The sequence below is a fragment of the Amycolatopsis sp. NPDC051371 genome, assembly GCF_040682155.1.
In the GTDB taxonomy this organism is placed as follows: Bacteria; Actinomycetota; Actinomycetes; order Mycobacteriales; family Pseudonocardiaceae; genus Amycolatopsis.
Genome location: NZ_JBFBAG010000068.1, coordinates 1 through 17,704 on the forward strand (window position 1 = coordinate 1; position 17,704 = coordinate 17,704).

18 protein-coding genes and 5 pseudogenes are annotated in these 17,704 nt (G+C 69.6%); 7 read left to right on the forward strand and 16 right to left on the reverse strand.

Going from position 1 to position 17,704, the window contains the following annotated elements; translation table 11 throughout:
• Nucleotides 1–331, forward strand: a 331-nt coding sequence (locus AB0M59_RS48315) for a transposase (RefSeq protein WP_364629401.1), incomplete at its 5' end; no start/stop codon positions are given.
• Between the two features lie 208 nt (nt 332–539).
• Here AB0M59_RS48315 and AB0M59_RS48320 read toward each other — a convergent pair.
• Complete coding sequence (locus AB0M59_RS48320) at nt 540–2,018, reverse strand: IS1634 family transposase (RefSeq protein WP_364629544.1); 1,479 nt, start codon at nt 2,016–2,018, stop codon at nt 540–542.
• Nucleotides 2,019–2,191: 173 nt separating this feature from the next.
• On the opposite strand from AB0M59_RS48320, the gene AB0M59_RS48325 reads away from it, so the two are divergent.
• Nucleotides 2,192–2,575 (forward strand): VOC family protein, encoded by a 384-nt coding sequence (locus AB0M59_RS48325; protein ID WP_364629404.1) that lies wholly within the window; start codon nt 2,192–2,194, stop codon nt 2,573–2,575.
• On the opposite strand, the gene AB0M59_RS48330 is transcribed toward AB0M59_RS48325, so the two are convergent.
• Together AB0M59_RS48330 and AB0M59_RS48335 are read right to left on the reverse strand one after the other, a co-directional pair.
• A complete protein-coding gene (locus AB0M59_RS48330; protein WP_284742605.1) occupies nt 2,552–3,355 on the reverse strand; it encodes an alpha/beta hydrolase in 804 nt (267 codons plus the stop codon). The two genes, AB0M59_RS48325 and AB0M59_RS48330, sit on opposite strands and share 24 nt — an antisense overlap.
• 221 nt (nt 3,356–3,576) lie before the next feature.
• Entirely contained in the window at nt 3,577–4,140 is a 564-nt protein-coding gene (locus AB0M59_RS48335) for a helix-turn-helix transcriptional regulator (RefSeq protein ID WP_364629407.1), read from the reverse strand.
• A 17-nt stretch (nt 4,141–4,157) separates the two neighbouring features.
• On the opposite strand from AB0M59_RS48335, the gene AB0M59_RS48340 reads away from it, so the two are divergent.
• Entirely contained in the window at nt 4,158–4,337 is a 180-nt protein-coding gene (locus AB0M59_RS48340) for a hypothetical protein (RefSeq protein ID WP_364629410.1), read from the forward strand.
• Between the two features lie 104 nt (nt 4,338–4,441).
• Here AB0M59_RS48340 and AB0M59_RS48345 read toward each other — a convergent pair.
• The 6 genes and pseudogenes from AB0M59_RS48345 to AB0M59_RS48370 all read right to left on the reverse strand — a co-directional run.
• Nucleotides 4,442–4,543, reverse strand: a pseudogene (locus AB0M59_RS48345) (LuxR C-terminal-related transcriptional regulator); the annotation flags it as partial.
• Nucleotides 4,544–4,857: 314 nt separating this feature from the next.
• Nucleotides 4,858–5,340, reverse strand: a complete 483-nt coding sequence (locus AB0M59_RS48350) for a hypothetical protein (protein ID WP_364629413.1) — start codon at nt 5,338–5,340, stop codon at nt 4,858–4,860.
• On the reverse strand, nt 5,337–7,763 hold the full coding sequence (locus AB0M59_RS48355) for a nitrate reductase (RefSeq protein ID WP_364629416.1): 2,427 nt from the start codon (nt 7,761–7,763) through the stop codon (nt 5,337–5,339). The genes AB0M59_RS48350 and AB0M59_RS48355 overlap by 4 nt, the downstream gene beginning before the upstream one ends.
• Before the next feature lie 251 nt (nt 7,764–8,014).
• The gene (locus AB0M59_RS48360) at nt 8,015–8,638 is read right to left on the reverse strand and encodes a chemotaxis protein CheB (protein WP_364629419.1); all 624 of its coding nucleotides are present in this window, start codon (nt 8,636–8,638) and stop codon (nt 8,015–8,017) included.
• 125 nt (nt 8,639–8,763) lie between these two features.
• A complete protein-coding gene (locus AB0M59_RS48365; protein ID WP_364629422.1) occupies nt 8,764–9,234 on the reverse strand; it encodes a hypothetical protein in 471 nt (156 codons plus the stop codon).
• A 168-nt stretch (nt 9,235–9,402) separates the two neighbouring features.
• Nucleotides 9,403–9,630, reverse strand: coding sequence for a hypothetical protein (locus AB0M59_RS48370; RefSeq protein ID WP_364629424.1), 228 nt, complete (start codon nt 9,628–9,630; stop codon nt 9,403–9,405).
• 159 nt (nt 9,631–9,789) lie between these two features.
• Here AB0M59_RS48370 and AB0M59_RS48375 point away from each other — a divergent pair.
• Nucleotides 9,790–10,137: pseudogene (locus AB0M59_RS48375) on the forward strand (leucine zipper domain-containing protein); the annotation flags it as partial.
• Nucleotides 10,138–10,273: 136 nt separating this feature from the next.
• Here the strand turns inward: AB0M59_RS48375 and AB0M59_RS48380 are convergent.
• The 4 genes and pseudogenes from AB0M59_RS48380 to AB0M59_RS48395 all read right to left on the reverse strand — a co-directional run.
• Nucleotides 10,274–10,690 (reverse strand): annotated as a pseudogene (locus AB0M59_RS48380) (VOC family protein).
• A gap of 57 nt (nt 10,691–10,747) precedes the next feature.
• Nucleotides 10,748–11,107 (reverse strand): annotated as a pseudogene (locus AB0M59_RS48385) (helix-turn-helix transcriptional regulator).
• 123 nt (nt 11,108–11,230) lie between these two features.
• Nucleotides 11,231–11,524 (reverse strand): hypothetical protein, encoded by a 294-nt coding sequence (locus AB0M59_RS48390; protein WP_364629427.1) that lies wholly within the window; start codon nt 11,522–11,524, stop codon nt 11,231–11,233.
• 70 nt (nt 11,525–11,594) lie between these two features.
• A pseudogene (locus AB0M59_RS48395) lies at nt 11,595–11,738 on the reverse strand (GNAT family protein); the annotation flags it as partial.
• A 398-nt stretch (nt 11,739–12,136) separates the two neighbouring features.
• Between AB0M59_RS48395 and AB0M59_RS48400 the strand changes: the two are divergent.
• From AB0M59_RS48400 to AB0M59_RS48410, 3 genes are all read left to right on the forward strand, one after another.
• The gene (locus tag AB0M59_RS48400; RefSeq protein WP_364629430.1) at nt 12,137–12,316 is read left to right on the forward strand and encodes a hypothetical protein; all 180 of its coding nucleotides are present in this window, start codon (nt 12,137–12,139) and stop codon (nt 12,314–12,316) included.
• A gap of 233 nt (nt 12,317–12,549) precedes the next feature.
• Nucleotides 12,550–13,452, forward strand: coding sequence for an NAD(P)-dependent oxidoreductase (locus tag AB0M59_RS48405; RefSeq protein ID WP_364629432.1), 903 nt, complete (start codon nt 12,550–12,552; stop codon nt 13,450–13,452).
• A gap of 12 nt (nt 13,453–13,464) precedes the next feature.
• On the forward strand, nt 13,465–13,749 hold the full coding sequence (locus AB0M59_RS48410; RefSeq protein ID WP_364629434.1) for a hypothetical protein: 285 nt from the start codon (nt 13,465–13,467) through the stop codon (nt 13,747–13,749).
• 224 nt (nt 13,750–13,973) lie between these two features.
• Here the strand turns inward: AB0M59_RS48410 and AB0M59_RS48415 are convergent, their stop codons facing one another.
• Genes AB0M59_RS48415 through AB0M59_RS48425 form a run of 3 tightly spaced genes read right to left on the reverse strand, consistent with a single transcriptional unit; the run spans nt 13,974 to nt 17,595 of the window.
• The gene (locus AB0M59_RS48415) at nt 13,974–16,064 is read right to left on the reverse strand and encodes a xanthine dehydrogenase family protein molybdopterin-binding subunit (protein ID WP_364629437.1); all 2,091 of its coding nucleotides are present in this window, start codon (nt 16,062–16,064) and stop codon (nt 13,974–13,976) included.
• Nucleotides 16,061–17,068 carry a xanthine dehydrogenase family protein subunit M gene (locus AB0M59_RS48420; protein WP_364629439.1) on the reverse strand — a complete coding sequence of 336 codons (1,008 nt, stop codon included), beginning with the start codon at nt 17,066–17,068 and terminating at the stop codon, nt 16,061–16,063. The genes AB0M59_RS48415 and AB0M59_RS48420 overlap by 4 nt, the downstream gene beginning before the upstream one ends.
• Nucleotides 17,065–17,595 carry a 2Fe-2S iron-sulfur cluster-binding protein gene (locus tag AB0M59_RS48425; protein ID WP_364629442.1) on the reverse strand — a complete coding sequence of 177 codons (531 nt, stop codon included), beginning with the start codon at nt 17,593–17,595 and terminating at the stop codon, nt 17,065–17,067. The genes AB0M59_RS48420 and AB0M59_RS48425 overlap by 4 nt, the downstream gene beginning before the upstream one ends.
• Nucleotides 17,596–17,704 lie beyond the last annotated feature (109 nt).

Below are 17,704 nucleotides of genomic sequence, written 5' to 3' on the forward strand. Positions count from 1 at the left end.
GAAATGGGGCGCGAAACACGCAGCGGTGATTCGGTTGTGGCGCAACGCCTGGAATGAGTTCACGCCGTTCCTCGACTACGACGTCGAGATCCGGAGGATGATCTGCTCCACAAACGCGATCGAATCGCTGAACGCCCGCTATCGGCGGGCGATCCGCGCACGCGGGCATTTCCCGACCGAGCAGGCCGCGATGAAGTGCCTGTACCTTGTGACCCGCAGCCTGGACCCGACCGGGACAGGCCGCGCCCGATGGACGATGCGCTGGAAGCCAGTGATCAACGCGTTCGCCATCACGTTCGGTGACCGATGGCCGGGAGCCGAAACCTACTGATCAACAACGCCGGAAACACCGGTCACGGGATAGACCCCCCGTTGCCGCAGGATTGACTGTGACGGGGGCGCCCGGCGCGGCTGCAGCCGACAGGGCATCGTTCAACCTCTCCTACGGTGCGACCTACTACCGCGGCACGGCTGAGTTCTACGACCGGTCGGTTCTCGTCACCGGCGAACTCCGAGGCCTAAACCTGACTTGGCTCAAATTAGTGCGCACCGCGGTCGTGGATGCGGGTGAGGGCATCGCGGAGGTCGTCGGGTAGCGGGTCGACGGCGGTGAGGGTGTGCTCGCCGGCCTGGATGTTGATGGTGCGGTAGCGGCGGGTGGTGCGCACGAACTTCTTGATCGACCAGCCGGTGGTCTGCTCGATCCACCTGCTGACGGCCAGGGCGGCGAACACGACCGTCAGGTGCGCGTCGATCGACTCGCGCTTGTGGTGGTAGATCGGCCGCGCACGTAGGTCGTGTTTAGACATTCGGAACGACTTCTCGATGTGGAACAGTCGGTGGTAGGCGTCGATCACGAACTCGGCGGTGACGTCCGGGAGGTTGGTGACGTAGCCTTTGAGGCCGGCAAGGGCGCGTGCCTTGGCTTCCAGGGTCCGGTTGACACTCTTGGTGGCGCCGGTGAGCTGGATGAACCGGTTGCGTTTGACCGCGGTCTTGCCGGCGACGGCCTGCTCGGCCTTGGCGACCTGTTCGTCGATGCCGTGCAGGGTGCGCCGAGCCCGGTCCGCCCGGTACTGGTAGTAGATGATCTGGTCGCGGCGCTGGTCCTTGGGGCCGGCAGGCCAGGGCTGGGTGAAGATGTGCCCGTCGGGGATCTGCTCATCCGGGTGCTTGTGGCGCCACGCCTGGACCACGTACGGCACGTCGGGTATCCGCGCGCCGAGGATGAACGACAACCCCGCGGCCTCGATGGCCTGCTGGTTGGCCGCAGAGATCATGCCAGCGTCGGCCACGACCGTGACATCAGCCAACTGGTGGGCATCCATGAACGCACGGATGGTCGGCAGCATCGTAGTGGTCTCGCCCCGGTTGCCCTCGAACGCGTTAACCATCAACGGAAACCCGCTTGCGTCGGTGAGCAGCCCGATCGTGATCTGCGGCTCCAGGCGGCGTTCTTTGGAGAACCCGGGCTCACGGAACCCGTCCCCGGCATCGGTCTCGAAGTACAAGGTGGACACATCGTAGAGAACCAGTGACGCCGGCCCCAGATCAGCGGTGCGGGCGCACGCCGCGGCCAACTTCTGCCGCCAGGACTCTTTCGCGAACGCGGGCAGACGCCGCTTGAGGGTCGCGTACGCCGGCGGGTCGAAACCTGCCTCCTCGACCACCCGCAGACTGTCCAGCTTGCTGGTCGGCTCGACGATCCGTGCCAGCACCAGTAATCGGAACACCTCGTCACCACCAGCGGCCTCCTCGAACCCCAACAGCTGGTAGGCGTGGCCGAGCGCGTCCCACAGGTACCCCATCCGCGACGACGTGATCGCAAGCGGCCCACCACCAGCACCACTGCCGGCCTGCAACGCCGCGAAGTCCGGGCCAAAGTCGAGCTCGGGCTGCCCCACAGCCAGACGCTGCCTCGCCACCGCCTTGAGCGCCTCCAACGCCGCATCGTCATGCGCCGAGCCGATGTGCTCGATGTCCCGCGACCCGCGACGCGAGGAGTGCACGATCTGCACCGCCCTGGCCCCCGACGCCGTCTTCACCGTGCGCACATACGCCACGAGAGACAGCCTAGAACCGGCCGCTTAGTGCGCAGATTTTCGCCGTTCACACGACGAAACCGCAGCTCAACAGCCAGCACCCTACCCAAGATCAGCGATCTTGAGCCAAAGTCAGGTAAGGTGACGGAATGGTCATGCGGGTGGCGGTTCCCGTGCTGCCGTGCCGAGATGTGCAGGCAGCGCGGTCGTACTTCACGGACGCGCTCGGATTCGACACCATATTCACCTGGGAGACCCCACCTAGCTACGCGGCCGTGATCCGCGACACCGCCGAGTTCCACCTGTACGCCGAAAGCAGCGTCGGCCCGGCCAGGGTGACGGTTGTCGTCGACGACGTCGATTCCTGCCACGACGAGCTGCGCGCCCGCGGCGCCGACATCGTCGAGCCACTGGCTGACCGGCCCTACGGGATGCGCGACTTCAACGTACGGACACCCGATGGGCACTTGTTGATCTTTAGCCAGCCGCTTATCGAGTACGGGTCACCATCAGCGGACCAGCCGGAAGAATGACCGGACCTCGTCGACGAACAACGCCGGCTGCTCGAACGCCGCGAAGTGGCCGCCCTTGCCGGGCTCGTTCCAGTACCGGATGTTCGGGAACCGGCGCTCCGCCCACCGCCGAGACGGGCGCTGCAGCTCCTTGGGGAAGACCGAACAGCCGGTGGGTACGGTCACCGGCGCGCCGGCCGACCCGGAGATCCATTCGTTGACCTGCCGGAGGCTTTCCCAGTACAGCCGGGCGGATGAGGCACCGGTGCCGGGCAGCCAGTAGAGCATCAGGTTGTCGAGCAGCTCATCCCGGGTAATAACCCGATGCAGGTCGCCACCGGAGTCGGTCCACGACCAAAACTTCTCGACGATCCAGGCGCAGAGGGCGGCCGGCGAGTCGACCAGCCCGTAGCCGACCGTCTGCGGCCGGGTCGACTGCTGCGCCGAGTATCCGGAGCCCCATTCGTCCGCCTCCCGCAGTGTCGCGAGCGCCGCCCGCTCGGCACCGGTGAGGTCGTCCAACGTGGCCGGATCGGGCGGTGCGAGCGGCGGCATGAGATGGATGCCGGCGACCCGATCGGGTTGCCGTTGACCGATGCTCGTGGCGATGCTGGTGCCCCAGTCGCTGCCCTGGGCGCCGAACCGCCGGTAGCCGAGCCGGGCCATCAGCTCGCACCACGCGTCGGATATCCGCTCGATCCCCCACCCCGGCGCGGCCGGCTTGTCGCTGAAGCCGTAACCGGGAAGCGATGGGCAGACCCCTAGAACCGGCCGCTTAGTGCGCAGATTTTCGCCGTTCACACGACGAAACCGCAGCTCAACAGCCAGCACCGTACCCAAGATCAGCGATCTTGAGCCAAGTCAGGCTAAACACGGGCTGCCTTAAGGGGAAGGCTACGGCCATCGTTAGCGGCTCGGAGGCGAGAGGAACAGGGACACCACCGGCCGGAACCAGCCAGCAATTGGGGATGCGGTACTCGACCAACGGCCACTATGTGTACGCCCCCGTAGGCGGGGGATCGTCAGCTTCTTGCTGGTGAAACGGCGGCGGTATCCCGGTCGTTTGGTGACAGGGCGAGGCAAGCCGCCAGAGCGGTACGACCCGAGATGCCCAGCTTGGCGTAAACCGGACGAAGGTGGTTGTCCACGGTCCGGACCGACATGGTGAGCCGCTCGGCAATCTGGCGGCTGGTCCGGCCCTCGGCGGCCAGAGCGGCCACTTCGCGCTCCCGCGCGATGAGTCCAGGGGCGGCGATGGCGGCCAGTGTCGGGGTGCGCGCACCCTGGCACCGCGGCGCCAACTCCCACGCGCGGGCGTTCGCCGCCCTGGCCTGGTGACCGCGCCCCGCCGACCGGTACGCGTGGCATGCCTGACTCGCAGCTTCGGACGCCACGAGTGTGAAACCGAGGTTCTCGAGGTCTTCGGACGCCGCCACCAACCGGGCTCCGTCACCGGCCGCGGCGGCGCCGGCATGCGCGGCGAACACCGGTGCGAGCTCCCCGTCCACTTTCGAGGCTAGCTGGTGGAGCCGAGCAGTCATGCATTCGGCCGCGCCGAAGCCAACGATCTGGTGCAGTGCGAGCACTTCGAACCCGTATACGGTTGGCCGATCGGGACGGCACGGTCAGCCGGACCAGCACCCAGGCACGGGGTGCCGCCACCGTGTCGTTCCAAGTCGCCGTGCACTACGACGCCACGACGTGGCAGTACTGGATCCTGAACAACTCCAGCAACCAGAAGTGGCTGTTCTTCGGCTGCGACGTGTACGAACTGCTCGCCTGACCAAGGGGACGTCCGGCAGGCGACGGGACCCTCGTCTGCCGGCACTCACCGGACGGTGCGCAGCAGCACGGCCAGTTCGGCGCCCCAGTGTCGATGCCGAGCTTGGTGTAGATGTGGTAGAGGTGATTGCCGACCGTCCGGACGGAGATGACGAGCAGCTCGGCGCTCTGCCGGTTGGAGAGCCCTCGGGCAACCAGCTCGGCAATCTCCCTTTCCGTTCATTTATCGCCATGACCTGCGGCGTCGCCACGATGCGCAGGAGCGGGGTCGAATTTCCCTCGCAGTGATTGGGGCGGCCAGAGTCCGAGGCCGGCAGCGTGGGCGGCTGCGGTCGTGGCGAGCCAGCGTGCGTCGGCCCGTTCGCCCCGGGGCGCAGCGGCCCACGCCTGGGCCAACAGCAACTCCGTGTCCGCCACGCGGACCGCGGGCCGCAGGGCCTACTGTCCGGCGGTGACGCCCAGCGCACGCCGACCGGCTCAGGCCGCGTACTCGGTCGCCCGGCCAGCTTTCGTGTCCGCCATCAGCTGGCCAGCACCTGCGGGGACAGGACTTTCAGCATGGCGTTGGTCCATTTCAGCTGCCTCAGCGTCTGCGGGTGACAGCGACCGGCCAGCTCCAGCAGATCTGTGTCCTTGACGGCCTGAGCGCCTTGGGCCAGCAGTTCCCAGTCCAGGGAAACCCCCGCCGTTTTGCGGTGCAGCCGCCGGAGGTCGGCCAGCAGGAGCAGGCCGGTTTCGGGGCGCCGGCCGCTCAGCTCGGCCACCGTCGCGCGGATCGCCTCCATCGGGCCGGACGGTGTCGGTGCCTCATCGGACAGGTGGACGTCGTAGGCGCGCGCGGCACCCGCGAGGTCGCGGACGTGCGCCTGCGACCACCGGGCCAGGTCGTGGGCGACGTGGTGCACCTCGTGCTCGGCGGTGTGCCGGTCGGCCACCTTGATCAGGTCCTTCGCCAGCGACGTCTCCGACCGGTGCAGCTCGCGGATCGCCAGCCCGAGCTTCATCGGGCCCCTCCCTTCGTCTCCGCGGCTGTGAGGTCTTCCTCGACGCCGTTCCGGGGCCGGCCGGCCGCGATCGAGTCGCTCGCCGTCGTCCGGCCGGATGCCGAGCGGCGGATGGCGGCCGCGGCGGTCTTGAACAGCGGTTGCTTGGACACCGGATCCCAGTCGGTCAAGGTGAGTTCGTTGGCGGCGCGGTCACCGTCGCGGCCGGCGGGGTCTTCGGTGTCGAAGTAGCCGTAGTGGAACGGGATGAACAGAACACCTTCACGGATACCGCCGACGCGGACACGGGCGTGGATCCGGCCGCGTCGGGTGGTGACTTCCGCCCAATTCCCCTCGTGCAGGTCGAGGCGTTTCGCATCGACGTCGGACACTTCCACCCAGGACTCCGGGGCGGCGGCCTGAAGCTGCGCCGCGCGAGCGGTCTTGGTCCGGGTGTGGAAGTGGTAGATCGTCCGTCCGGTGATCAACGCGAACGGATGGTCTTCGCCCGGAACCTCGTGCGGCGGAAGGTATTCGGCGGCCTTGATCATCGCTTTGCCGTCCGGGTTCATCGCCCGGTACTCGACCGGTTCCATCGGCGCGCCGGTGACCAGGTCACGTCCATAGCTCTCGCAATAATCGGGCTGAGCGAAGAATTTCCCGTCGGAGTACAGCCGTTCGGTGCCGTCGGGGTGCTCGTCGTTGCAGGGCCATTGGACACCGCTCACCGTGCGGAGCTTCTCGTAGCTGAGGCCGGTGTAGTCGCACGGCCTCCCGGCCGACGCGCGCTTCCACGCCTCGAACGCGGACTCGGCGTCGTGCCACTGCGGAAGCGGTGCGCTGTCCCGGTCGCGGAAGTCCATCCGGCGGGCGTAGTCGAGCAGGATGTCGAGGTCCGGTCGGGCCTGGCCGGGCGGCTCGACGGCCTTCTCCGACAGGTGCACCGTGCGGTCGGCGTTGGTGAACGTGCCGGTCTTCTCACCCCAGATCGCCGCCGGGAGGACGACATCCGCAAGTTCCGCCGTCTCGGTGCGGAAGGCGTCCTGAACCACGAGGAAGAGCCGGTCCTGCGTGAGGATCGACCGGATCCGGCGCAGTTCCGGTAGCGAAACGGCCGGGTTGGTGGCCGACACCCAGAGGAACCGCAGGGTGCCGTTTTCCGCGTAGCGCATCATCTGCATCAGGTGCGTCGGCGGCCCGTAGTGCGGGATCTTGCTCTGCTCGACGTTCCACAGCTCGGCAAGCTCGGCCACGTGGGAGTCGTTGGCCCAGTTGCGAAAGCCGGTGAGGTCGCCGTCCGCGCCGCATTCGCGGGTGTTCTGGGCGGTGGGCTGGCCGTTCATCTGCAGGACGCCGGCGCCGGGCTTGCCGAGCATGCCCCGCACCAGGTTGAGGTTGTTGACCTGCACCGCGGCGGCGCCGGCCTGGTGGGACTGGTAGAAGCCTTGCAGGACGGTGCACAGCAGCCGCTCCGCCGAGCCGAGGAGTTCGGCGGCGGCGCGGATTTCAGCTTCGGGCACGGCGCAAATCGCCGCCACTCGCTCCGGTGGGTAGTCCGCGACCATCTTCTCGAGGTCGCCGTAGCCGACGGTGCACCGCTCGAGGTAGTCGTGGTCGACCCAGTCGTGCTCGATGATTTCGTGCAGGAGCCCGTTCATCAACGCGAGGTTGGTTCCGGGCAGCGGCGCCAGGTGCAGGGTCGCCGCCCGGGCCACGGGGGTCTCGCGCGGATCGACGCACAACACCGAGGGCGGGTTGGGACCGTCGAGCCGGTCCAGGATGCGCGACCACAAGACGGCCTGGGTTTCGGCGGCGTTGTGTCCGAAGAGGGCGATGACGTCGGCGTGGTCGACGTCGGAATAGGACCCTGGCTGGCCGTCGCAGCCGAAGGACTCTTTGAGGGCGGCGGCCGCGGTCGCGGTGCAGAGACGGGTGTTGCCGTCGAGGTGGTTGGTGCCGATGCCGGCGCGGGCGATCGCGGCGAGCGTGTAGTACTCCTCGGCGAACAGCTGGCCGCTGGTGTAGAAGCCGACCGCGCTCGGTCCCTGCTCGTCCAGGAGCTGCTTGCTGTGTTCGACGACCAGCTCCATGGCTTCGTCCCAGCTCGCCTCGACGAGCTCACCGTCCCGCCGGACCAGCGGGGTGGTCAGCCGGTCCGGGGACGTGTTGGCCTGCCAGCCGAACAGGTCCTTCGGGTCGAGCCGCCCGCGGTTGACGCGGTCATCGGCACGGCCCCGAACCCCGGCGATCCGGCCGTCCTTGACCGCGATGTCCAGGCCGTCCCCATTGGAGTGCAGCACCGCGGCACTGCGGACCCAGCGGTCGACATCGGCAGGTTCCAGCCCCTCGGCCAAATGGCTGTCCACCCGTACCGGCCACGCCTCCCCCGGCCCGTACGGCGTCCGGGTGCCCCACGGCTGGGCGATGCCGTCACGCTGCGCCACGACCGAACCTCCCGATCATCGTCGTACCGGCGGCGGATACCCGGAGCACGCCCAGGCAAACTCCGATCCTTACCCAAGGCAACTGTTTCCGGCCGGCTGGCCGGCCGGCCGGTCACCGCCGGACCACGGGCACTCTGGCCGCTGCGAAGGCACCGCTCGGATCCTGCCCACCCGGCGGTTCACCACCGGCTGATCGGGTGTGCGCCTGTCCACGACGGCGATTGCGCGCCGCGGTGGTGCGGACTACCGCGTCAGCCTTGATGGGCGCGGACGTGACCCACGATGGCCTCGGCGATGTCGGGCAACGCGAGCACGTTCTGCACCAGCGTGGTACCGATCGCTGCACCGGGCATCCCGAAGTGTTGCGAACTGGCCTCATCCTGGGCGAGGACCGTGCCACCGCAGTGCACGACGGCGCGGATCCCGGCCTGGGCATCGGTGCCCTTGCCGGTCAGCACCACCGCCAGCGCCCGCGGTCCGCACGTCACCGCCAACGTCGCCAGCAGGAGATCCGCCGAAGGCCGGGCCGGCGGCAGCGCGCCGGCGTCGATCAGTCCGACTCGGGCATCGGAGGTGACCAGCAGGTGCCGGGCCGGTGGCGCCACGAGCACCGTTCCGGGGATGAGCCGGTCGTCGTTGACGGCTGCGCGGACCGTCAAGCCGGTCCGCGCGGCCAGAATGCCGGCCAGCTCGCTGGGACGGTCCGGCTGCAGGTGCTGGACCACCAGCAGCGCCGCGGGCAGCTCCGGCGGCAGCGGAGCCAGGACGCCGGTCAGCGCGTCCAGTCCACCCGCAGAGGTCACCAGCGCGATCACCGGGAACTTCAGCGCGTAAGGATCCTCGCCCGCGGCGATCGGCACATCGGGCGCAGTCACACAGCCCAAACTACGCCGAGCGCGCGATCGGGTCTCAACCGCGGCCGGGTCCGGGCCGGTGTAGATCCTGATCAGCTGTCGCGTCGGTTGAGCGCGTCCCGCAGCTCGTTCGGGTGCACCGACCGCTACCCGGCCTCCCCGCAGTCGAGCATCGCCGCGTACGTCGCCGTGGTGACCCAGCCGTACGCCAGGTGCGGCACCACGTCGGCCACCCAGTCCGAAAGCGACCAGTCGCGAGGGTCCGACACCCCGATCGCGGCCATCGGCGCGGCCGACACGGCGATGGCGCCCACGGTGGCGACCGCGCCGGCCGTCGTCACCGACGGTCGCCAGCCCACTGCGCGGACCGCGCCGTAACCGGCGCCCACCACCAGCCCGGACACGATGCCGAGCAGCGCGCCGGCCCCCGAAACGCGGTTGTCCCGCCCCTTGGCAGGAATCTTGACGCCGGTCAGGTCGGCCAGCCGGGTCACGCTCTGCTCCGGGGTCCGGCTGGCCGGCCTGCCACGCAGCACCATGTCCAGGTAGGTGACGGCGTGCAACGCCGTGGTGCCCGCCGCTCCCGCGGCCAGGCCGCGCAGAATCGATCGCCTCATGCCGACGGGTGCCCGGCCCCCGACCGCCGAAACGCGGGACTCACGGCGCGGCTCGCCGGACCATGTCGCCGAACACGCCGGGGATCGTCCTTCCCGGCGACCGGCACCCGACGCCCCGCTCCTTAGCCGGCGCAGCTCAATGCCCGAGTGCCCGGACTTCCGGGCCGGTCACGACTCCTCCAGGCGATCGCGGTCGTCGTGGCCTTCGTCCGCGCGCTGGCTCAGCACCTGCTCGCGGACCGCGTCGCTGCCGGGTTCCTGCGCCAGGCCGCGGTAGATCATGTCGGCCTTGTCGTCCGGCAGGTGCGGCGCGTGCAACGGCACGGCCGGGTCGACGACCGCCTCGACGACCACCGGCCGGTCGGCCGCGAAAGCATCCTGCCACGCCTTGCCCACCGCGTCGGCGGAGTCGACCTTGATGCCGCGCTAGCTGTGATGTCCAGGGACGTTGTCCTGGATTGCGGTGACCGGTGACGGCCTGTCGTGCAGACAGGTGAAGGCCTCCGGATGTGAAGTGGAGCTGTCTAGGAACCACATCACCCACCGGAGGCCTTCGTGTCCCACCCTAACGCCACCCTCACCCCACGCACCCGGCTACGACTCGCCCGCCTGATCGTCGAACAAGGCTGGACCTGCGCAGCAGCGGCGAAGATGTTCATGGTCGCCACCAAAACCGCCGCGAAGTGGGCACAGCGCTATCGCACCGAAGGCCCCGCCGGGATGGCTGATCGCAGCTCACGCCCACACCGCAGCCCAGCCCGCACGCCCGAACACCTGATGCGGGCGATCGTGCGGCTGCGGTGGCGCAAACGGCTGGGCCCGGTCCAGATCGGCGGGCGGCTCGGCCTGCCCGCATCCACAGTGCACGCGGTGCTGGTGCGCTGCCGGATCAACCGCCTCTCCCGCAACGACCACCCCGCCAAGAATCCGGTGATAACAGGGTGATCGCGACGATGTCGACGCCAGGTCCTCTACCCACGGAACGGCGGAGGCCAAGCCCCGTCGGGGCGGCGCCCGGTACGAGCGCCGCCCCTGGATGTCATGTGCCGGACAGCAGCTGGGTGAACCGGATGGCGTTGCCGAACGGGTCCCGAAGGGCGCAGTCGACGCCGTACGGGCGCTCGGTGGGCTCGTCGGTGAACTCGACCCCCTTCGCCAGCAGCGTCTCGTACGTTTTGCGGCAGTCGTCGGTGGTGAAGAACAGCGACCCGCCCATCGCGCCCTTGGTCAGCAGGTCGCGGACCTGGTTCGCGGTCGCCTCGTCCATCCTGGGCGGCCCGGGCTTCTCGAGCAGGATCGCGCGGTCGGGATGGCCGGCGACGTTGATCGTCAGCCACCGCATGAAGCCGAGGTCGGCGTCGGTGTTGATCTCCAGGTCGAGCTAGCCGACGTAGAAGTCGAGTGCCTCATCCTGGTCGAGAACGAAAATCTGGGAAACCGTCAATGCGGTGAACATGTCGCCGACGGTAGCGCCCGCACCCGCCGCGACGCTTATCCGAAACGACCACGCCGGTCAGTCCCTGGGCCGCAGCCAAGCCATGGCGAAGCAAGTCGGACGATCGCGATCGGCCCACGCCGCCGGTACGCCGATGGTGACTCGCCGACGATGTCGCGGAACGTCCGGCTGAAGGTCCCGAGACTCGTGAAGCCCACTTCGAGGCAGATCTCGGTGACGCTCCGGTCGCCCGAGCGCAACAGGAACATGGCCCGCTCGACCCGCCGACGCTGCAGGTAGCGGTGCGGTGTCTCGCCGAACGTCGCCCGGAAGGTCCGCGTGAAATGTGTGGGTGAGACGTGCGCGACCCGGGCCACTGCGGGTACGTCCAGCGGCTTGGCGTAGTCCCGGTCCATGGGTGTCGCGGGCCCGCAGCATCCGGCGGTTGGACTCCTCCAGGGCACGGCGCACGTCCGGATCACACCACACCACCACACCGGGTGAACGAACGTGCCGCGAACGGCACCCGCATCGGCGTGGTCGGTACTGCGATCGACGAACTCACCGACCGCTTCGCATACGGCGAGGCAGGTGCGCCGCCCGCAAGGGGAACATGCCGAGCAGCGGCGCGCGATTGCCGAGATCCCGACGGTCCTCGCGGTCGAAGGCCCGCGCGTATCGCCGGGCGTCGGCCGCGGACGAGTAGACCTTGCTGCCCGCGGCACCGCAGCCGCGTTCGCAGGACCAGCTCATCACCGGCCCGTCGCTGGTGAAGCGGTAGCGATGTCCAAGATCGCCCCATACCTGCTTGTCGTGCCGAACGCCACGGTGAGGCCAGGACTTCCGCAGCACCACCTTCCAACGTCACGCCCAGCCGCTTCGCCACCGCAGCACTGCGGTCGTTGCCGGAGTGGCACCGCCACTCCGCCTGATGCAGGCCCCGGTCGGTGAAAGCCCAGTCCAGCAGCACCCGACAGGCCGGAGTCACCAGACCGTGCCCCTCGGCCGCCGGCTCGAGCCAGCAGCCGACCTCACAACCACCCGCAGCCGCGTCGAATTCCACGAACATCACCCCGCCGACCAGCGTGCTTTCGCGCCAGCCGGCCGGACGTGCTCCCGGGCCCGGTTTGGGTGCGCTGCGAACTCACCGGCCTGCCACGGCTCGAGCGGCCCGACCCTACCCGGGACGCGTTCACTTTCCAGCAACGCTTCGATCCCGCGCAGGGCCGAAGATGACCCAGCCGGGGGCACTCCGCGACCAGGTCTGCCTCACAGGGATCAGCCGCGAGGAAGCAATCCGGAGTTTGGGTCCCCGCCGGGCGGGCATCCCGCTTCGATGGGCCCGATACGGAAGAGACGACGGACGGTCGTGTCGCGCGCCCCGCGCCACGACCCTGCGGCACGAGGGTGACCACCCTGACTCGCGGCTCCCGCAAGCGCAGACCGTTTCGACCTCCAGAGGACACCATGACCGAACAGCCGCCAAGGCGCGACGGCCAGACCGCCAACCCCACTCGCACCCAGGTCACCGACGATCCCACCGAACAGGACCGGCAAGCCGCCGATGCCGAAGTCCGGGAGGTCACTGAAAACGCTCGGCTGCGGAAGACCCCGCACGAAACCGAGCAGTCGCCCGAGCAGCCGTGACCCGTTCAAAGGAAACAAGAAGACCGTGACGCATCGACTTCCCGACCAGGATGACGACAATCCGGACAAAAACCGTAGCCGAGACGATTCGCCGGAGGCTCGACGAGAGCCGCCGCGTCGAAACACTCCGGACGGCCCGCTCGAAGACGACCGGGCCCGCTCCCGCAAAGGTCACCCGTCCGGCAACGAAAACTTCCGCGGCGAACCGTGACCAGCCGGGACCCGTCGCGAGGATGTGGTTTCCGCGCGGCCGGCGCGGGTACCGCCGAACCATGACCAAGACGGCAGCCGTGCTCGGCACGGGACTCATGGGCAGCGGCATGGCACGCAACCTCGCCAAGGCCGGAATGGACGTCACCGCCTGGAACCGGACCACCGAAAAGGCACGTCCGCTCGCCGACGACGGCATCACCGTCGCCGAGGACCCGGCTCAGGCCGTCGAAGGCGCCGAGGTCGTGGTGACCATGCTCTTCGACGTCGACGCGGTCGCCGACGTGATGCAGCGGGCCCTCCCGGCCTTCGGGCCGGACACCGTCTGGGTCCAGTCGGGCACCGTCGGCCTGGCCGGCACCACCCGCCTCGCCGACCTGGCAGAGCAACACCGAGCCGGGTTCGTCGACGCCCCCGTCCTGGGCACCAAGGAACCCGCGGAGGAAGGCAAGCTCATCATCCTGGCCGGCGGCCCCGGCCATCTGAAGGACACCGTGGCGCCGGTCTTCGACGCCATCGGCGCACGCACCGTGTGGGTGGGTGACCGGCCGGGCGACGGGCACCGCCTCAAGCTCGCCGCCAACGCGTGGGTCCTCTCGGTCACCGCCGCGACCGCACAGAGCATCGCGCTCGCCGACCGGCTCGGCATCGACCCCGGCGGTTTCCTCGACGTGATCGGCGGCGGCCCGCTCGACTGCGCCTACGCCCAGCTCAAGGGCAAGGCCATGACCCAGGACGAACTCGAGCCGTCGTTCGGGCTCGGCGGCGCGGTCAAGGACAGCGCGCTCATCCTCGACGCGATGCGCGAAGCCGGCGTGGACAACCGGCTGATGGCCGCCATGCACGCTCAGTACGCCGACGCGGAAGACGCCCACGGCGACGAGGACATGGCCGCCGTCATCCACGTAGCCACCGGTTCGCACTGACGGTCCGGCGATGTGGGCGGCGATCGGCCGGGCGCTGGCCTGGCCGGGTCGCTGGAAGGCCACGCGGCCATGGATATGTCGGTCCGGGGCGAAGGATCCTTCCTGGCGCGGCTGGGTTCGGGCGAAGGCTTTACCACCGTGGCGCACGTGTTCGTCATGGAGTGTGCGGCGCCCCTGCGCGACCTGGTGGTGGGTCTGTTCATCGTCGGCGCGGTCGGAGCGTGGGTCCCGGACTCGTGGTGGCACGCGCTGTTCTTCTCCGGCCACCCCGTCTTGTCGGCGGTGTGGGACCGCTGATCGGGCCGGTCGTGGCGATCCTGTCGTTCGTCTGCTCGGTGGGGAACGTGCCGCTGGCGTCGGTGCCGGCAGCCCGTCGACCGGGCCGGTGGACTCCGGCCCGCCGAAGAAGCACGTCCCGGCTTCCGGTCCGTTCGGATTGGCCGTGTCGCACTGCGCGCAGTACCCGGCCCGGCAGGCTGCGCTGGGCGAAACCCCCGGTACGGGGAGCCGCGACGTGGGCGTCAAGGCAGGCTGGGCAGCAGCTTGTCCAGGGTGATCGGCAGGTCGCGCACCCGGACTCCGGTCGCGTGGAACACCGCGTTGGCGACCGCCGCCGCCGTGCCGACGATGCCGATCTCTCCGATTCCCTTGGTACCCATGGGATTCAGGTGCGGGTCGTGCTCGTCGAGCCACTCCGCCCGCAGATCGGCGACGTCGGCGTTGGCCGCGATGTGGTACTCCGCCAAGTCGTGGTTGACGACGTGCCCGAAGCGCGGGTCCAGCACGCTGTTTTCGTGCAGGGCCATCGACAGGCCCATCGTCATGCCGCCCAGGAACTGCGACCGGGCCGTGCGCGGGTTGACGATCCGGCCCGCCGCGAAGGTGCCGTGCAGCCGCGCGACCCGGATCTCGCCGGTGTCGGCGTTGACCCGCGCCTCGGCGAACTGCGCGCCGAACGCGTACATCGCATATCGGCTCTCGTCCGGGTTTTCCGGTGTGTCCGCTTGGGCTTCGTCGCCGTCTTCGGGTTCCGCGCCGTACTTCTCGCGGAACACCCGCGCGGCCGCGACCACGGCCGAACCCCACGACGCCACTCCGCTCGAGCCGCCGGCGACCGTGGCAGCCGGAAGACGGGTGTCGCCGATCCGGACCTCGACCCGATCGGCCGGCACCCCGAGGGCGTCGGCCGCGATCTGCGGCAGCACCGTCCACGTACCGGTGCCGATGTCGGCCGCCCCGATCTCGACGACGTGGTGGCCGTCCTCGAACCGGACGGCCGCGGTCGAGCCCGGCATCCGGTTCGCCGGGTAGACCGAGGCCGCGACCCCGGTGCCGACCAGCCACGCCCCGTCGCGGCGCACCCCCGGTCGCGGGTCCCGGTCCGTCCAGCCGAAGTTCTCGGCGCCGGTGCGCAGGCAGGCCACGAGGTTGCGGCTGGAGAACGGGTTCCCGGAGTCGGGGTCCCGCTCGGGTTCGTTGCGGACGCGCAGCTCGATCGGGTCGATGCCGAGCTCGGTGGCGAGCTCGTCCATCGCCACCTCGGGTCCGAACATGCCGGGGCACTCCCCCGGCGCACGCATCCAGGACGGCACCGGCACGTCGAGGGCGGCGAGCCGGTGCGTGGTTGCGCGATTCGGCGCGGCGTACATCATCCGCGCGGGCATCGCGGTCTGCTCGGCGAACTCCTTGATCCGGGACGTCTGCTCGACGACGTCCAGGCTCAGCGCACGCAGGCGGCCGTCCCGGCCGGCGCCGAGCCGCATCCGCTGGATCGTCGGCGTGCGGTACCCGGCCAGGCTGAACATCTGCTGCCGGGTCAGGGCGAGCCGGACCGGGCGTCCGGGCAGCGCCCGCGCGGCCAGCGCCGCGAGCACGACGTTGGCGTGGACGGTCCCCTTGGACCCGAACCCGCCGCCGACGTAGGGACTGATCACCCGGATCCGCTCCGGCGGCAGCCCGAACACCTTCGCGACGGTCTTGCGTGCCGGGTGCACGCCCTGCGTGGAATCCCACAGCGTCAGCGTGCCGTTCTGCCACAACGCGGTCGTGGTGTGCGGCTCGAGCGGGTTGTTGTGGTACATCGCCGTGGTGTACGTGCGATCGACGATGACCTCGGCGTCGCGGAGGGCGGTCTCCACGTCGCCTTCGGAGCTGTCGGTGGGAAATGACGGGTTGACCGTGTCCGGTTTGTACAGATCGTCGCGCTCGGCGGACAGCGTGACGTCGGCGTCCTCGGCCTTGTACTCGACCTCGACGAGCTGCGCCGCATGCCGTGCGGTTTCGGAGGTTTCCGCGATCACGAGACCGATCACCCGGCCACGGAAGGGGATCTCGCCGTCCTGGAGTACGGCGAGTTCCGCATCGTCGGTGTCGGCGAGGCGTTCGGTGGTGAACGGTGTCAGCACCCGCAGCACGCCGTCGAGGGCTTCGGCTTCGACCGTGCCGATCCGGCTGCAGCGGCCCAGCGCGATCGTGGACTGGATCAGGCAGCAGTGGACCGGGTGATCGACGGGTACTTCGAAGGCGTACGGCGCGGTGCCGGTGACCTTGGCCGGGCCGTCGCGGCGCGGGTGCTCCTGGCCGATCGCGGTGGGTTCCAGCAGTTCGGTCACCGGTTCCCCTCCTCGGTGGTCAGGTCGCGCAGCACCGCGGTCAGCGTTCGCCGTGCGAGCCGGACCTTGAACGCGTTCCCGCCATCGATGCCCTCGAGTGGACGGGCGTCATCGAGCTCCGCGTCCGCGGCCGCCCGGAACACCTCCGCGGACGGGCGGGCACCGCGCAGGACTTCCTCCGCGCGATGCGCACGCCACGGCTTGTGCGCGACACCGCCGAAGGCGACCCGCACGTCGTCGAGCACACCGTCCACAAGAGATACAGCGGCAGCGACGGAGATCAGCGCGAAGGCGTAGGACGCGCGGTCGCGGACCTTGCGGTAGGCCGAGCGCCGGGACCACGCCGTCGCGGGCAGCGTGATCTCGGTGATCAGGTCCCCGTGGCCGAGCACGGTGTCGCGGTCCGGCCGGTCACCCGGCAGGCGGTGCAGGTCCGTGAAGGGGAGGACGCGCTCCCCCGCCGGCCCGAGCACGCGCACCCGGGCGTCCAGCACCGCCAAGGCCACCGCCATGTCCGAGGGGTGGGTCGCGACGCACTGCTCCGAGGCCCCGAGGATCGCGTGATGGCGGGTGTAGCCGCCCAGCGCGGAGCACCCCGACCCCGGAGACCGCTTGTTGCAAGGCGTGGTGACATCCTGGAAGTAGACGCACCGGGTGCGCTGCAACGGGTTCCCGCCGGTGGTCGCCATGTTCCGCAGCTGACCGGACGCGCCCGACAGCAGAGCCTCGGCCAGAACGGGGTAGCGTTCCCGCACCCGCCGGTCGGCCGCCAGGTCGCTGTTGCGGACGCCCGCGCCGACGACGAGCCCGCCGTCATCGTCCTCGTGGACGTCCGACGACGTCAGCCGCGACACGTCGACGAGCAAGCCGGGCGAGGCGATCCCCAGCTTGAGGTGATCGACCAGGTTGGTGCCTCCGGCCAGGTAAGCCGCTTTCGGGTCATCGGCGACGGCCCGGACCGCGGCGGCCGCGGATTCCGGACGGTCGAGAGCGAATGGCTTCACCGGGCTTCTCCCGTCGTCCGGATCGCCGAGACGATGCCGGCGTAGGCGCCGCAGCGGCAGAGATTTCCGCTCATCCGCTCGGCGATCTCCTCGTCGGTCCACTGCGGACTGTCCGATACGGACGGTGTCACGTGGCTGGGGGCGCCAGTGGCGAACTCGCGCAGCAAGCCGACGGCGGAGCAGATCTGCCCAGGGGTGCAGTAGCCGCACTGGAAGCCGTCGTGGTCGAGGAAAGCCTGCTGTACCGGGTGCAGGTCGTCGCCGTCGGCGAGCCCCGCCGCCGTCGTCACTTCGGAGCCGTCGCACGTCAGCGCGAGGACCAGGCAAGCCAGGACCCGGCGGCCGTCGAGCAACACCGTGCAGGCACCGCACTGGCCGTGGTCGCAGCCTTTCTTGGGGCTGGTCACCTCGAGCTGTTCACGGAGGAGGTCCAGCAGCGTGCGCCTCGGATCGACCGCAGGCCGGTACGCCGTGCCATCCACCCGCAGGTCGATCGTGCGGGCCCCGCCCGCGGTTCCGGTGGTCACGCTGGCCGCTCCTGTCCTCCGGGAACCAGGCGGGTACCCGGCCCACCGACCGGAAAACACCCGATCGTGACCGCCGCCGCTCAGCTCCTCCAGCGGGGCGGCGAGCTCC

Bases quoted from the DNA above. Each gene is read 5' to 3' on its own strand.
- AB0M59_RS48350 (WP_364629413.1), bottom strand. From the start codon at position 5,340: ATGAAGCTCGGGCTGGCGATCCGCGAGCTGCACCGGTCGGAGACGTCG.
- AB0M59_RS48365 (WP_364629422.1), bottom strand. From the start codon at position 9,234: ATGAGGCGATCGATTCTGCGCGGCCTGGCCGCGGGAGCGGCGGGCACC.
- AB0M59_RS48405 (WP_364629432.1), top strand. From the start codon at position 12,550: ATGTGGTTTCCGCGCGGCCGGCGCGGGTACCGCCGAACCATGACCAAG.
- AB0M59_RS48325 (WP_364629404.1), top strand. From the start codon at position 2,192: ATGGTCATGCGGGTGGCGGTTCCCGTGCTGCCGTGCCGAGATGTGCAG.
- AB0M59_RS48400 (WP_364629430.1), top strand. From the start codon at position 12,137: ATGACCGAACAGCCGCCAAGGCGCGACGGCCAGACCGCCAACCCCACT.